Origin of the sequence: Streptomyces sp. NBC_01210 (assembly GCF_036010325.1) — a bacterium.
Taxonomy (GTDB): domain Bacteria; phylum Actinomycetota; class Actinomycetes; order Streptomycetales; family Streptomycetaceae; genus Streptomyces.
In genome coordinates this window covers 6,928,739-6,942,267 of the sequence record NZ_CP108549.1, presented here as the reverse complement: position 1 = coordinate 6,942,267, position 13,529 = coordinate 6,928,739, and the positions used below count along the sequence as shown (strand labels likewise).

The following is a 13,529-nucleotide window of genomic DNA, read 5'->3' as shown; positions in this document are numbered from 1 at the left end:
TGAGAAAACCTCGAGAAGAGCTAGGGCTTACGGTGCTTGGCCGGACCGTCGGTGATGCGCCGGGATTCGGCGCCGTCCGCGAGGCGCTGCGCCGCATCGCCGACCAGGGGCTTCATCGCCTCGCCGAACTGCTCCGCGGTGTCCCGGCGCTCTTTCCCGGCGCGCTCCTCCGCCTCCATCTCTGCGAAAACGTCGATCGGCGGCGGCGCCTTGGCCAGGAAGACCCAGGTCAGGTACACCGCGAGCAGGAACGGCGGGATCTTCAGCGCCACCAGAACCCAGCCGAGCTGAGCGGTGTCGGCCCACCAGTAGAGCGGGAAGATGATCGCGCACTTGGCGAGCAGGATCAGGCCCCAGGCCCAGCTGGCCTTGGCATAAGCCTTCTTGCGGCCGGGGTTACGGGTCCGCCAGGAGAGGTTCTCCTTGAAGACCGGGCCGAGAATCAGGCCGATCAGCGGGACGCCCGCGATCGTCGTCGCGATGTACGCCACCGCCAGGCCGAGCGTGTAGATCATGCCCGGCAGATAGAAGTCCTTCGCATTGCCGGTCATCATCGCGAAGACGACACCGAAGGCCACTCCGAAGACCCCGCTGAAGGCGTGCTTGAGGGTGTCCCTGCGGATCAGCCGGACCGCGACGAGCAGCAGGGAGACCGCCAGGGCCGCGATGGCCGAGATGTGGAGATCCTTGTTGACCGTGAAGATCGTGACGAAGAGCAGCCCGGGGAGGACCGTCTCCACCATGCCGCGTACGCCGCCGAAGGCCTCGAAGAGTGCGGCCTCCGTGACGGCTTTCGCGTCGCTGTCCTGCTGGTCGTTCGTCGTGGTGGTGGTCGGCTTGTCGAAGGACGTCACCGGCTACTCCTGTCCGAGCGGTCGGAGTTCGTATTTGGGGTTGAACAGCACCCGGCGGCCGTGGTTCATGGAGATCCGGCCCGAGGCGATGAGCTTCCGGCCCGGCTCTATACCCACTATGGAACGGCGGCCGAGCCAGACGACGTCCAGCGGGGCCGTGCCGTCGAAGAGCTCCGCCTCCAGCGCGGGCACTCCGGCCCGCGGACGCAGGGTGACCGTGCGCAAGGTACCAGTCACCCGGACTATCTGGCGGTCGTTGCATTCGGCGATGCGGGTACACCCCGATGCCTGCGCGTCCTCCTGCAGCTCCTCCGACTCGAGGTCCTCCTGGGAGGTGGACAGCCGGTCGAGCATGCGGCGGAACCGGCCGGCGGGCTTCGCCGGCCTCTCGGCCTTCTCGGAACGGGGTACGGCACTCATACAGAAAGCCTACCGGCCACGGCCTGTGTGCCGGATCAAGGCTCGAAGCGGTATCCCATGCCCGGCTCGGTGACGAAGTGCTTGGGGTGCGAGGGATCGGCTTCGAGCTTGCGGCGCAGCTGGGCCATGTAGACCCGCAGATAGTTGGTCTCCGTACCGTACGAGGGGCCCCAGACCTCCTGGAGCAGCTGCTTCTGGCTGACCAGTCGGCCCGTGTTGCGTACAAGGACTTCCAGCAGATGCCACTCGGTCGGGGTCAGCCGGACATCGCGACCGTCCCGGTGCACCTTCTTCGCCGCGAGGTCGACGGTGAAGCCCTCCGTCTCGACGATCACGAGATCGTCGTCCCCGCCCCCGACCGGCTCGGCCCGGCGGACCGCGGCGCGCAGCCGGGCCAGCAGCTCGTCCATGCCGAAGGGCTTGGTGACGTAGTCGTCGGCGCCGGCGTCCAGCGCTTCGACCTTCTCGTCGGAGGTGTGGCGGGCGGAGAGCACCAGGATCGGGACGCGGGTCCAGCCGCGCAGGCCCTTGATCACCTCGACGCCGTCCATGTCGGGCAGACCGAGGTCGAGGACGACGACGTCGGGGTGTCGGGCCGCAGCGAGCTGGAGCGCGGTCGCACCGTCGGGGGCCGCGTCCACCTCGTACTTGCGCGCCTTCAGATTGATCACGAGGGCACGTACGATCTGCGGCTCGTCGTCGACCACGAGCACCCGGGTCATTTTTGCCGGCCTGCCTTTCTGCGGTGTTGTGGCTGCGCTGCCGTCTGTCGCTGCGCTGCCGTCTCTTTCTGCGCTGTCGTCTGTCGCTGCGCTCCCGTCCCGGTCATGAGGTGACCTGGGCGGGAAGGTCGGAGCTGACCGGAGCGATCCCGGGCGCCGCCTTGAGGGTGAGGACCATGGTCATGCCACCGCCGGGGGTGTCCTCGGCGATGAGCGTGCCGCCCATGGCATCGACGAAGCCGCGAGCGACCGCGAGACCGAGGCCCACTCCGGCGCCGCGTGGAGCGTCACCGTAACGCTGGAACGGCTCGAATATCCGGTCCTTCGCGTCATCGGGAACGCCGGGGCCCCGGTCCGCGACCCGCACCTCGACGCGGTCGCCTAGCGCGCTCGCGGAAACGGTGACGGGTGTGGCGTCAGGGCTGTACTTGACGGCGTTCTCGACGATGTTGGCGACGGACCGCTCCAGCAGTCCCCGGTCGACGGCCACCATCGGCAGCGTCTCCGGAATGTCCAGCTCGACGCTCTCCACGGGCACTCCGACGAGCGCCATCGGGACGACCTCGTCGAGGTCGGTCACCCGGATCAGCGGGGCGACGGTGCCGGTCTGCAGCCGGGACATGTCGAGGAGGTTGCCGACCAGATGGTCGAGCCGGTCGGCGCCGTCCTCGATGGCTTCGAGCAGTTCCGCCTCGTCCTCGTCGGACCAGGCGACGTCATCGGACCTGAGCGAGGAGACGGCGGCCTTGATGGCGGCCAGCGGGGTCCGCAGATCATGGCTGACGGCGGCGAGCAGCGCCGTACGGATGCGGTTGCCCTCGGCCAGCCGACGGGCCTCCTCCGCCTGCCCCACCAGCCGCTGCCGGTCCAGTACGACCGCGGCCTGAGCCGCGAAGGCCGCCAGCACCCGGCGGTCCTCGGCGGGCAGTACGCGGCCGGAGAGGGCCAGTGCCATATGGGCGCCGACCGGCATGTCCACGTCCGCGTCCTCGGGACGTACGACGGAACTGGGGCCGACGCTGCCCGCGCAGGTCCAGGGGGCGACGTCGCTCTCCCGCTCCAGAAGTGCCACGGACTCCATGGCGAAGGTCTCGCGGACCCGCTCCAGCAGGGCGTCCAGCGTGGTCTCCCCGCGCAGCACGCTGCCTGCCAGGAAGGAGAGGATCTCCGACTCGGCTCGCAGCCTGGCGGCCTGGTGGGTGCGGCGGGCGGCCAGATCCACGACGGACGCGACCGCGACGGCCACCGCGAAGAAGATCACGATGGCGACGATGTTCTTCGGGTCGCTGATCGTCAGGGTGTGGGTGGGCGGGGTGAAGTAGTAGTTCAGCAGCAGTGAGCCGACGGCGGCCGAGGTCAGCGCCGGCAGCAGTCCGCCGAGCAGCGCCGACACCACGGTCAGGAAGAGGAAGACCAGGACGTCGTTGGCGAGTCCCAGACTGTCGTTGAGGCCGGCCAGTACCAGCGAGAGCAGGACAGGACCGACGACGCCGACCAGCCAGCCGGCGATGATCCGGGAGCGGCCGAGGCGTGCGCCGCGGGCCACGGGCAGTCCGCGGCCCTTGCCGGCCTCGCCGTGAGTGACGATGTGTACGTCGAGGTCGGGGCCGGAGTCGCGGGCGACGGTCGCGCCGACGCCGGGGCCGAAGATGTACTGCCAGGTCTTGCGGCGGCTGGAGCCGAGCACTATCTGGGTGGCGTTGACTCCGCGCGCGAACTCCAGCAGCGAGGACGGGACGTCGTCGCCGATCACGTGGTGAAAGGTGCCGCCCAGGTCCTCGACGAGGGTCCGTTGGACGGCCAGCTCCTTGGGCGAGGCGGAGGTCAGTCCGTCGCTGCGGGCGATGTAGACGGCGAGGATCTCGCTGCCGGAGCCCTTGGCGGCCATCCGGGACGCGCGGCGGATGAGGGTGCGGCCCTCGGGCCCGCCGGTGAGGCCGACGACGATGCGCTCGCGGGCCTGCCAGGTGGAGCGTATGTCGTGCTCACCGCGGTACTGCTGGAGGTATTCGTCGACCCGGTCGGCGACCCAGAGCAGGGCGAGCTCACGCAGTGCGGTGAGGTTTCCGGGGCGGAAGTAGTTGGAGAGGGCCGCGTCGACCTTGTCCGACGTGTAGATGTTGCCGTGAGCCATCCGGCGACGCAGCGCTTGTGGCGACATGTCGACCAGCTCGATCTGGTCGGTCCTGCGGACCACCTCGTCTGGGACGGTCTCCCGCTGGCGTACACCGGTTATCGACTCGACGACGTCGCCGAGGGACTCGAGATGCTGGATGTTGACGGTGGAGATGACGTCGATGCCGGCCGCGAGCAGTTCCTCGACGTCCTGCCAGCGCTTGGCATTGCGGGAGCCGGGCACATTGGTGTGGGCCAGTTCGTCCACGAGGGCGACGGTGGGATGCCGTTCGAGGACCGCGTCGACGTCCATCTCGGTGAAGACGGTGCCGCGGTACTCGATCTCGCGGCGCTGGGTCTGCTCCAGGCCGTGCAGCATCACTTCGGTGCGGGAGCGTCCGTGGTGCTCCACGAAGGCGACGACACAGTCGGTGCCACGCTCCACACGGCGGTGCGCCTCGGACAGCATCGCGTACGTCTTGCCGACGCCCGGCGCCGCGCCGAGGTATATCCGTAGCTTGCCGCGTCCCATGGCCTCATTGTCTTTCAGGAACAGCTGTGTACGCTGCGTCGACCTTACGGCCGGAGATTCGGAAAAATCGGGCCGGGGACGGGCCTCAGCTGCGTATTGACGCGATTCTGATGCCTGTCCCCGGCTCTGATGCCTGTGCCCGCAGCCGTGTTGACCGCGGATCAGCCCTTCTCGGTGAGTGCCTTGAGTGCGATGTTGAGCTTGAGGACGTTCACGGTCGGCTCGCCGATGAAGCCGAGGGTGCGGCCGTCGGTGTTCTGCTCGACGAGCTTGCCCACCTGGGCCACGGAGAGGTGGTTCTTCTCGGCGACCCGGTGCACCTGGAGCTTGGCGTACTCGGGGGAGATGGCCGGGTCCAGGCCGGAGCCGGAGGAGGTGACGGCGTCGGCCGGCACGTCCGAGGGCTTGACCTTGTAGGCGGCGGTGGAGTTGTCCTTGACGACGGCGGCCTTGGCGTCGGTGACCCACTTGATCAGCTCTGGGTTGTCGCCGGACCGGTTGGTCGCGCCGGAGAGGATGAGCTTGTACTGGGTGTTGACGCTGTTGGAGCCCAGACCGTTGGAGGGACGCGGCTGGAACCACTTCAGGTCCGGTGCCGCCGCCTCCTCCGGGTCGTTGGGGTCCTTCTTCGGCAGGTTGTAGCTCTGGCCGATGAGGTCGGAGCCGACGACCTTGCCGTCCGCCGTGATCTCGGAGCCGTTGGCCTTGTCGTGGAAGAGGGCCTGGGCCACCCCGGTGATGGCGAGCGGGTAGACGACGCCGCAGACCAGGGTCAGGACGAGGAGGGCGCGGAGCGCCGCCCAGGCCAGCCGTGCGGTGTTTCCTGCAGAGTTGTTCATGGTCGTCACCCGATGCCAGGGATGAGGGAGATGAGCAGGTCGATGAGCTTGATGCCGATGAACGGGGCGATCAGGCCGCCGAGGCCGTAGATCCCCAGGTTGCGGCGGAGCATCTTGTCCGCGCTGGTCGGCCGGTACTGCACGCCCTTCAGCGCGAGCGGCACCAGCGCGATGATGATCAGCGCGTTGAAGATGACGGCGGACAGGATCGCCGACTCCGGGGAGGACAGGTTCATGATGTTGAGCTTGTCCAGGCCGGGGTAGACCACCGCGAACATCGCCGGGATGATCGCGAAGTACTTCGCGACGTCGTTGGCGATCGAGAACGTGGTGAGCGCACCCCGGGTGATGAGGAGCTGCTTGCCGATCTCGACAATCTCGATCAGCTTGGTCGGGTTGGAGTCCAGGTCCACCATGTTCCCGGCCTCCTTGGCGGCCGAGGTACCGGTGTTCATGGCCACACCGACGTCCGCCTGCGCGAGAGCCGGGGCGTCGTTGGTGCCGTCACCCGTCATCGCGACGAGCTTGCCACCGGCCTGCTCCCGCTTGATCAGCGCCATCTTGTCCTCGGGGGTGGCCTCGGCGAGGAAGTCGTCCACGCCGGCCTCATCCGCGATCGCCTTCGCGGTCAGCGGGTTGTCACCCGTGATCATGACGGTCTTGATGCCCATACGGCGCAGCTCGTCGAACCGCTCCCGCATGCCCTCCTTGACGACGTCCTTGAGGTGGATGACACCCAGCACGCGGGCGCCGTCGGCGTCCTCCACCGCGACGAGCAGCGGGGTGCCGCCGGCCTGCGAGATCTGGTTGGCGATCGTGTCGGCGTCGTCGGCCACCTGCCCGTTCTGCTCCTGGACCCAGGAGATCACGGAAGCCGTCGCGCCCTTGCGGACCTTGCGCCCGACACCGTTCTCGACGAGGTCGACACCGGACATGCGGGTCTGGGCGGTGAAGGGCACCCAGTCGGCGCCCTCGAGCTCGCCCTGCTGGCGCTCGCGCAGCCCGTACTTCTCCTTGGCCAGAACCACGATCGAGCGGCCCTCGGGCGTCTCGTCGGCCAGCGAGGAGAGTTGGGCGGCGTCGGCGACCTGCGCCGCGGTGACACCGGTCACCGGGACGAACTCGGCGGCCTGGCGGTTGCCGAGGGTGATGGTGCCGGTCTTGTCGAGCAGCAGCGTGGAAACATCACCGGCGGCCTCGACCGCACGACCCGACATCGCCAGTACGTTGCGCTGCACCAGCCGGTCCATGCCCGCGATGCCGATCGCGGACAGCAGCGCGCCGATGGTGGTCGGGATGAGGCAGACCAGCAGCGCGACCAGCACGATCATGGTCTGCTCCTGGCCCGCGTATTTCGCGAACGGCTGCAGCGTGACGACTGCGAGCAGAAAGACGATGGTCAACGAGGCGAGGAGGATGTTGAGCGCGATCTCGTTGGGCGTCTTCTGCCGGGCGGCACCCTCGACCAGGGCGATCATCCGGTCGATGAACGTCTCACCCGGCTTCGTCGTGATCTTGACGACGATCCGGTCCGAGAGCACCTTCGTACCACCGGTGACAGCACTGCGGTCGCCGCCGGACTCGCGGATGACCGGGGCCGATTCACCGGTGATGGCCGACTCGTCGACCGACGCCACACCCTCGACGACGTCACCGTCGCCGGGGATGATGTCTCCGGCCTCGCAGACCACCAGATCGCCGATGCGCAGCTCGGTGCCGGGCACCCGTTCCTCGGTCTTCCCGACGAGCCGTCGCGCGACCGTGTGGGTCTTGGCCTTGCGCAGGGTGTCGGCCTGCGCCTTGCCGCGGCCCTCGGCCACCGCCTCCGCCAGATTGGCGAAGATCGTGGTCAGCCAGAGCCAGGCCGCGATCGCCCAGCCGAACCAGTCGGTCGGGTTCAGACACGCGAAGATCGTCGTCAGCACGGAGCCGACCAGCACCACGAACATCACGGGCGACTTGATCATCACCCGTGGGTCGAGCTTGCGGACGGCGTCCGGGAAGGACTTGATCAGCTGCTTGGGGTCGAAGAGACCCCCGCCGACACGGCCGGGCTCGGTCTTGTGACCGGTCGGCACATCCGAGTGCGGCGCCCGGGTCGGAGTGGCGGTGGACATGGAGCCGGGCTCCTCTTGCTTCTTTACGTTGGTGGTCATGACGCCAGCCCTTCGGCGAGCGGGCCCAGCGCCAGGGCCGGGAAGTAGGTCAGACCGGTGATGATCAGGATCGTGCCCACCAGGAGACCGGTGAAGAGCGGCTTGTTGGTCCGCAGCGTGCCTGCCGTCGCCGGGACGGGCTTCTGCTCGGCGAGCGAACCGGCCAGCGCCAGCACGAACACCATCGGCAGGAAACGGCCGAGCAGCATCGCCAGACCGATCGTGGTGTTGAACCACTGCGTGTCCGCGTTCAGACCGGCAAACGCGCTGCCGTTGTTGTTGGCCCCCGAGGTGTACGCGTAGAGGATCTCGGAGAAGCCGTGCGCACCGGAGTTGGTCATCGAGTCGACCGGGGTGGGCAGGGCCATCGCTGCGGCGGTGAAGCAGAGCACCAGTGCCGGCGTGATGAGGATGTAGCAGGCCGCCAGCTTGATCTCACGGGTGCCGATCTTCTTGCCCAGGTACTCGGGCGTACGGCCCACCATCAGACCCGCGATGAACACCGCGATGATCGCCATGATCAGCATGCCGTAGAGACCCGAGCCGGTACCACCGGGCGCAATCTCACCCAGCTGCATGCCCAGCATCGTGATACCGCCACCGAATCCGGTGAAGGAGGAGTGGAAGGAGTTGACCGCACCGGTCGAGGTGAGCGTGGTGGCCACCGCGAAGATCGACGAGCCGCCGACTCCGAACCGGGTCTCCTTGCCCTCCATCGCACCACCCGCGATGGCGAACGCCGGGCCGCCGTGATGGAACTCGGTCCACATCATCAGCGCCGTGAACCCGAGCCAGATGGTCGCCATCGTCGCCAGGATCGCGTAACCCTGCTTGATACTGCCGACCATGCGGCCGAAGGTGCGGGTCAGCGCGAACGGAATGACGAGGATCAGGAAGATCTCGAAAAGGTTCGACAGCGGGTTGGGGTTCTCGAAGGGGTGGGCCGAGTTGGCGTTGAAGTAACCGCCACCGTTCGTACCCACCTCCTTGATCGCCTCCTGCGAGGCCACTGCGCCGCCGTTCCACTGCTGCGAGCCCCCCATGCTGTGCTGATTCAAGAATTGGCCGACCTCGTGGATCCCGGCGAAGTTCTGGATCGCGCCGCACGCGACCAGCACGATCGCGCCGATCACCGAGATCGGGATCAGGATGCGGACGGTGCCGCGCACCAGGTCCGCCCAGAAGTTGCCCAGCTCACCGGTGCGGGAACGGGCAAAACCGCGCACCAGAGCCACCGCGATGGCGATGCCCACCGCGGCGGAGACGAAGTTCTGCACCGCCAGACCGCCGGTCTGCACGACGTGGCCCATGGCCTGCTCGCCGTAGTACGACTGCCAGTTGGTGTTCGACACGAACGACGCGGCGGTGTTGAACGCCTGGTCCGGGTCGATCGAGGAAAAGCCCAGCGAGCCGGGCAGACTGCCCTGCAGCCGCTGCAGCAGATAGAGGAACAGGACACTGACCGCGGAGAAGGCCAGCACACCGCGCAGATAGGCGGGCCAGCGCATCTCGGCCGAGGGGTTGGCGCCGATGGCCTTGTAGATCCACTTTTCCACCCGCAGATGCTTCGTGGAGGAGTAGACCCGGGCCATGTAGTCGCCGAGCGGACGGTATGCCAGCGCCAGCGCGGCGATCAGCGCAAGCAGCTGGAGCACACCAGCGAGGATGGGGCTCATATCGGGGCTCAGAACCTCTCCGGGTACACAAGGGCGAGGACGAGGTAACCCAGCAGGGCGACGGCCACGATCAGGCCGACAATGTTCTCGGCAGTCACAGCTTCGCCACCCCCCTGGCGATAAGAGCCACCAGCGCGAAAACCGCGAGCGTGGTGACGACGAAGGCCACGTCGGCCATCGTGTGCTCCTAGATGAGGTACGGATTCTCGGACCTCTTGAGGAAACCTCCTCACAACGCCTTTTCAGCCACCGTTGACGGCTCCCTTACGGCCGGCGGCCCCTCCTTGACGACTCCCATACGGAATCGGCGCCGGCCCGGCGCTGACCTGCAAAAAGGCCGGAGGGCCGTACTCCCGTCGAGGGAGTACGGCCCACCGGCCGAGTCGATTTCAGGTCGACGCGTCAGCGCACCTCGGTGATCTCAGGTCCGCGCTGCAACTGCCCCATGCCTCCGGAGAAGCGCGAGCCTTCCTGCTCCTCCTGCTGGACGCCCTCGGGCACCATCTGGGCGTCTTCCGGCAGCTTGAGGACGATCGGGTCGCGCGGCGCCATCGGCCCTTCGCCACGTACGACAACGGTGTCCCGGAAGATCTGCTCCAGCAGCCCGGCGGCCTCCGGCTGCACCGCGCCCTGCCCGGAGATCACTCCGCGCAGGAACCACCGCGGCCCGTCGACGCCGATGAAGCGCACCAGCTGCACGCCGCCGGTGCCGTCCGGCAGCTGTACGGGCACCTGGGCCCGCAGCTCCCAGCCCAGCGGGCCCTCGACCTCGTCGATGATGCCGCCCTGCTGGGTGATACCGGAGGCGATCTCCTCGCGGACCTCGCCCCAGATGCCTTCCTTCTTGGGCGCTGCGAAGGCCTGCAGCTGTACGGCGCTGTCGCGCAGTACGACGGTGGCGGCGACAATCGCGTCACCCGCGACCTCGACGCGCAGCTCCATGCCGTCGACCCCGGGCACGAAAAGACCGCCCAGGTCGACCCGGCCCTCGCCGGGCTTGGATACCTCGGAGACGTCCCAGGGGCCGTCGGGCCGGGGCGCCGGCGGAAGGTTCACCCGGCGGGGCGCGCCTTCCTCGTCGGCGTACTCCGTGTCGCGCTCGTCGACGACCTGCTCGGCCTCGCCCGCTGCGTCCGCCGTGTCCTCGGCGGAACCACTCTTCTTGCGACGTCCGAACACGTCACTGTCCTTCCCGGTCGGATACGACCGAAGCGTATCGATTCCCACCCGTTGAGCCGTCCACAGCGGCATGACCGCCGGTGGACCCGAAGCCCCCCTCGGCCCGCGCCGAGCCGGGAAGCTCCGCCACCTCGTGGAAGCGCACCTTCTCGACCTGCTGGACGACCAGTTGGGCAATCCGGTCGAACCGATCGAACCGCACACTCTCGCGCGGGTCGAGATTGACCACGATCACCTTGATCTCCCCACGGTACCCGGCATCCACCGTCCCCGGGGCATTCACGAGGGCTACTCCGCAGCGGGCTGCGAGACCGGAACGGGGGTGCACGAAGGCGGCGTACCCGTCGGGGAGGGCGATGGACACTCCGGTGGGCAACACCGTCCGCTCGCCCGGTGCGAGTTCGGCGGCCTCACAGGTGACCAGATCGGCTCCGGCGTCGCCGGCGTGCGCATATGTCGGCAGCGGCACTTCCGGGTCGACTCGGCGGATCAGGACATCGACAGGGTTGGGCATCAGGGGTTCACCTCAAAGGCGCGGGCGCGCCTGATCCGGTCGGGGTCGGCCATGGCTGCCTGGATCTCCTCCGGGCGGCCGTTGTCGATGAAGTGGTCGACCTTGACCTCGACGAAGAGTGCGTCGGCACGGACGGCGACGGGCCCGTCGGGGCCGCCGATCCGGCCCACGGCGGTGGAGTAGATCTTGCGGCCGGCGACTGCGGTCACCTCGGCCTGCAGATGCAGCACGGTGTCCACGGGCACGGGCCGTACGAAATCGGTCTCGAGCCGGCCGGTCACCGCGATCACCCGCAGCAGCCAGTTCAGCGAGCCGAGGGTCTCGTCCAGCGCCGTGGCGAGGACGCCGCCGTGCGCCAGGCCGGGTGCGCCCTGGTGGGCGGGCTGGACGGTGAACTCGGCGGTGATACGTACACCTTCGCCGGCCCGTGCGGCGAGGTGCAGCCCGTGGGACTGGCCCTCGCCGCAGCCGAAGCAGTGCTCGTAGTGCGAGCCGAGGAGCTCACCTGGGGCCGGGGCGTCGGGGTGCCGTACCGGCGGTATGGCATCGGCCGGCGGGGTCAGAGCCGCGGCGCGGGCCGAGGGTCCGGGGGCCGCCCCCCGGGATTTCGCAGTACTCACAGGCGCAGACCTTACCCGCGCGGGTACCCGCAGGTCGCGCCGTGCCAAGCTTGGTTTCATGCAGCCTTCCGCCCCGCACTACGAAGAACGTCTCACCGCGCCCCGTTCGTGGTGGCTCATCACCGCGCTCGTGGGTGTCGCGGGCGGCCTCATCCTGCTGCCGCTCGGCCCTCTGGCGCTGCTCGGAGGTCTGATCGCCGCCACCGCGGTCGCGGCGGTCGTGGTGAGTTCGTACGGCTCGGTCCGTATCCGTGTGGTGGCCGGCTCGCTGGTCGCGGGCGACGCGCGGATCCCGCTGTCGGCGCTCGGCGAGGCCGAGGCGCTGGACGCGGAGGAAGCGCGCGCCTGGCGCTCGTACAAGGCCGATACCCGGGCGTTCATGCTGCTGCGCAGCTATGTGCCGACCGCCCTGCGGGTGGAGGTCACGGACCCGGACGACCCGACGCCGTACCTGTATCTGTCGACCCGGGACCCGAAGGCGCTGGCTGCCGCTCTCGCGGCCGTTCACCCGGTCTGACTGCGGACCCCTTGTCAGCGCCCGAGCTCTCTCGGGATGTACACCGTCTCAAGGGGGTTCTTGGGCTGTTCCAGCGGCGGCAGCGCGGGCAGCGCGTCCCATGGGATCTGCCGGCTTCTCAAGTCCTTGCGAATCCGGTTCGCCAGCCTTCTGGTGTCCCGGCGGTTCATCACTGCGCCGACGGCCGCGCCGACCATGAACGGCATGAGGTTCGGCAGATTGCGGACCGTGCGCTTCATGATCTGCTGCCGCAGCTCACGCCTGAGCTGACCGCCGAGTGCGGCGTTGATCGTCGCCGGTTTGGTCACCTGGATCCCGCGCTCCTCCGACCAGGAGGTCAGATACGCGGTGCTGCGCTCCATGAGGGTGCCGGGCGGCCGTATGCCGTAGACCTCGTGGAGCTCGGCGATGAGTTTGAGCTCGATCGCGGCGACGCCGACGATCTCGGTTGCCAGTTCGGCGGGCATCGCGGGCGGTACGGGCAGCATCGCGGCCGCGCCGATGCCCGCACCCACCGTGGAGGTGGCGTTCGCCGCGCCCGCGACCAGCTTGTCGGCAAGCTGCTCGGGAGCGAGGCCGGGGAACTGCTTGCGCAGCGTCGCGAGATCGCGCACCGCAATGCGTGGTGCGTTCTCGATGAGCCGGTCGGCGACGTACGCGAGCGCCGCTTTGGCGCCCTCGCCGCTCTTCCGGACGCCGTTCCTGACCGTGGCCAGGCGTGGGGCCCTATTCGGGGGCCCCGCCTGATCCGCGGCACCGGGTGATTCGAGCGAGGCCGTCACGCCCCGCCCCTCGCCGTCTCCTGCACCGTCGGGCAGCAGAGCGGCCGAGTGCTCGGCAGACGCCGTGGCGCCTTCTGCCGGGCCCGTACCGCCCTGGTGCGCCTCCGGCGGCTTCTGACGCCGGAAGCGCCGCTTCCTGGGCGGTGTTTCGCCTGCCACGGCCGGCCGGACCTCAGTCGCAGTCGCGGCAGATCGGCTGACCGTTCTTCTCGCGCGCCAGCTGGCTGCGGTGGTGCACGAGGAAGCAGCTCATGCAGGTGAACTCGTCGGCCTGCCGGGGCAGCACGCGGACGGACAGTTCCTCGTTGGAGAGGTCCGCTCCGGGCAGCTCCAGGCCTTCAGCCTGCTCGAACTCGTCGACGTCGACGGCCGAGGTCGTCTTGTCGTTCCGGCGGGCCTTCAGTTCCTCAAGGCTGTCCGAGTCGACGTCGTCATCGGTCTTGCGTGGGGTGTCGTAGTCCGTTGCCATGTGTGCCTCTCCCCCTCTGGGTGTCTGCGGTGTCTCAGCGCACGTAACGCGTGAGAGGCCGGACTTGTGCCCGACCTGAGGCGGAGATTTTGCCTCACATCAAGGTCTGTTACTCAATCGACACCCAACCGGGC

At 68.5% G+C, this 13,529-nt stretch carries 14 protein-coding genes; 1 reads left to right on the top strand and 13 read right to left on the bottom strand.

Going from position 1 to position 13,529, the window contains the following annotated elements:
* Nucleotides 1-20: 20 nt before the first annotated feature.
* The 11 genes from OG735_RS31640 to OG735_RS31590 form a co-directional block, all read right to left on the bottom strand.
* Entirely contained in the window at nucleotides 21-854 is an 834-nt protein-coding gene (locus OG735_RS31640) for a DUF3159 domain-containing protein (protein WP_327326540.1), read from the bottom strand.
* A gap of 3 nt (nucleotides 855-857) precedes the next feature.
* Entirely contained in the window at nucleotides 858-1,274 is a 417-nt protein-coding gene (locus OG735_RS31635; protein WP_327326539.1) for an OB-fold nucleic acid binding domain-containing protein, read from the bottom strand.
* Between the two features lie 35 nt (nucleotides 1,275-1,309).
* The gene (locus OG735_RS31630) at nucleotides 1,310-1,996 is read right to left on the bottom strand and encodes a response regulator (RefSeq protein WP_327326538.1); all 687 of its coding nucleotides are present in this window, start codon (nucleotides 1,994-1,996) and stop codon (nucleotides 1,310-1,312) included.
* 103 nt (nucleotides 1,997-2,099) lie between these two features.
* A complete protein-coding gene (locus OG735_RS31625; protein WP_327326537.1) occupies nucleotides 2,100-4,643 on the bottom strand; it encodes a sensor histidine kinase KdpD in 2,544 nt (847 codons plus the stop codon).
* A 161-nt stretch (nucleotides 4,644-4,804) separates the two neighbouring features.
* Nucleotides 4,805-5,482 carry a potassium-transporting ATPase subunit C gene (locus tag OG735_RS31620; RefSeq protein ID WP_327326536.1) on the bottom strand — a complete coding sequence of 226 codons (678 nt, stop codon included), beginning with the start codon at nucleotides 5,480-5,482 and terminating at the stop codon, nucleotides 4,805-4,807.
* A 5-nt stretch (nucleotides 5,483-5,487) separates the two neighbouring features.
* Nucleotides 5,488-7,638: a potassium-transporting ATPase subunit KdpB gene (kdpB, locus tag OG735_RS31615; RefSeq protein ID WP_327326535.1), complete on the bottom strand. Its 2,151-nt coding sequence runs from the start codon at nucleotides 7,636-7,638 to the stop codon at nucleotides 5,488-5,490.
* Nucleotides 7,635-9,314, bottom strand: a complete 1,680-nt coding sequence (gene kdpA / locus OG735_RS31610) for a potassium-transporting ATPase subunit KdpA (protein WP_327326534.1) — start codon at nucleotides 9,312-9,314, stop codon at nucleotides 7,635-7,637. Before kdpA ends, kdpB begins: the two co-directional genes overlap by 4 nt.
* An 8-nt stretch (nucleotides 9,315-9,322) precedes the next feature.
* On the bottom strand, nucleotides 9,323-9,412 hold the full coding sequence (kdpF, locus tag OG735_RS31605; protein ID WP_063801986.1) for a K(+)-transporting ATPase subunit F: 90 nt from the start codon (nucleotides 9,410-9,412) through the stop codon (nucleotides 9,323-9,325).
* A 304-nt stretch (nucleotides 9,413-9,716) separates the two neighbouring features.
* A complete protein-coding gene (locus OG735_RS31600) occupies nucleotides 9,717-10,493 on the bottom strand; it encodes a DUF3710 domain-containing protein (protein ID WP_327326532.1) in 777 nt (258 codons plus the stop codon).
* Nucleotide 10,494: 1 nt separating this feature from the next.
* A complete protein-coding gene (gene dut, locus OG735_RS31595; RefSeq protein WP_327328520.1) occupies nucleotides 10,495-11,010 on the bottom strand; it encodes a dUTP diphosphatase in 516 nt (171 codons plus the stop codon).
* Nucleotides 11,007-11,627, bottom strand: coding sequence for a PaaI family thioesterase (locus OG735_RS31590; RefSeq protein WP_327326531.1), 621 nt, complete (start codon nucleotides 11,625-11,627; stop codon nucleotides 11,007-11,009). The genes dut and OG735_RS31590 overlap by 4 nt, the downstream gene beginning before the upstream one ends.
* 58 nt (nucleotides 11,628-11,685) lie before the next feature.
* Between OG735_RS31590 and OG735_RS31585 the strand changes: the two genes are divergently transcribed.
* Nucleotides 11,686-12,144, top strand: coding sequence for a DUF3093 domain-containing protein (locus OG735_RS31585; protein WP_327326530.1), 459 nt, complete (start codon nucleotides 11,686-11,688; stop codon nucleotides 12,142-12,144).
* A 14-nt stretch (nucleotides 12,145-12,158) separates the two neighbouring features.
* Here the strand turns inward: OG735_RS31585 and OG735_RS31580 are convergent, their stop codons facing one another.
* Together OG735_RS31580 and OG735_RS31575 are read right to left on the bottom strand one after the other, a co-directional pair.
* On the bottom strand, nucleotides 12,159-13,085 hold the full coding sequence (locus OG735_RS31580; protein ID WP_327326529.1) for a hypothetical protein: 927 nt from the start codon (nucleotides 13,083-13,085) through the stop codon (nucleotides 12,159-12,161).
* Nucleotides 13,086-13,098: 13 nt separating this feature from the next.
* A complete protein-coding gene (locus OG735_RS31575) occupies nucleotides 13,099-13,395 on the bottom strand; it encodes a DUF4193 domain-containing protein (protein ID WP_108153055.1) in 297 nt (98 codons plus the stop codon).
* Nucleotides 13,396-13,529 lie beyond the last annotated feature (134 nt).

Excerpts from the sequence above, each read along its gene's own strand:
- OG735_RS31585 (WP_327326530.1), top strand. The coding sequence starts at position 11,686 with ATGCAGCCTTCCGCCCCGCACTACGAAGAACGTCTCACCGCGCCCCGT.
- OG735_RS31635 (WP_327326539.1), bottom strand. The coding sequence starts at position 1,274 with ATGAGTGCCGTACCCCGTTCCGAGAAGGCCGAGAGGCCGGCGAAGCCC.
- OG735_RS31575 (WP_108153055.1), bottom strand. The coding sequence starts at position 13,395 with ATGGCAACGGACTACGACACCCCACGCAAGACCGATGACGACGTCGAC.
- OG735_RS31620 (WP_327326536.1), bottom strand. The coding sequence starts at position 5,482 with ATGAACAACTCTGCAGGAAACACCGCACGGCTGGCCTGGGCGGCGCTC.
- kdpB (WP_327326535.1), bottom strand. The coding sequence starts at position 7,638 with ATGACCACCAACGTAAAGAAGCAAGAGGAGCCCGGCTCCATGTCCACC.
- kdpA (WP_327326534.1), bottom strand. The coding sequence starts at position 9,314 with ATGAGCCCCATCCTCGCTGGTGTGCTCCAGCTGCTTGCGCTGATCGCC.
- OG735_RS31630 (WP_327326538.1), bottom strand. The coding sequence starts at position 1,996 with ATGACCCGGGTGCTCGTGGTCGACGACGAGCCGCAGATCGTACGTGCC.
- OG735_RS31625 (WP_327326537.1), bottom strand. The coding sequence starts at position 4,643 with ATGGGACGCGGCAAGCTACGGATATACCTCGGCGCGGCGCCGGGCGTC.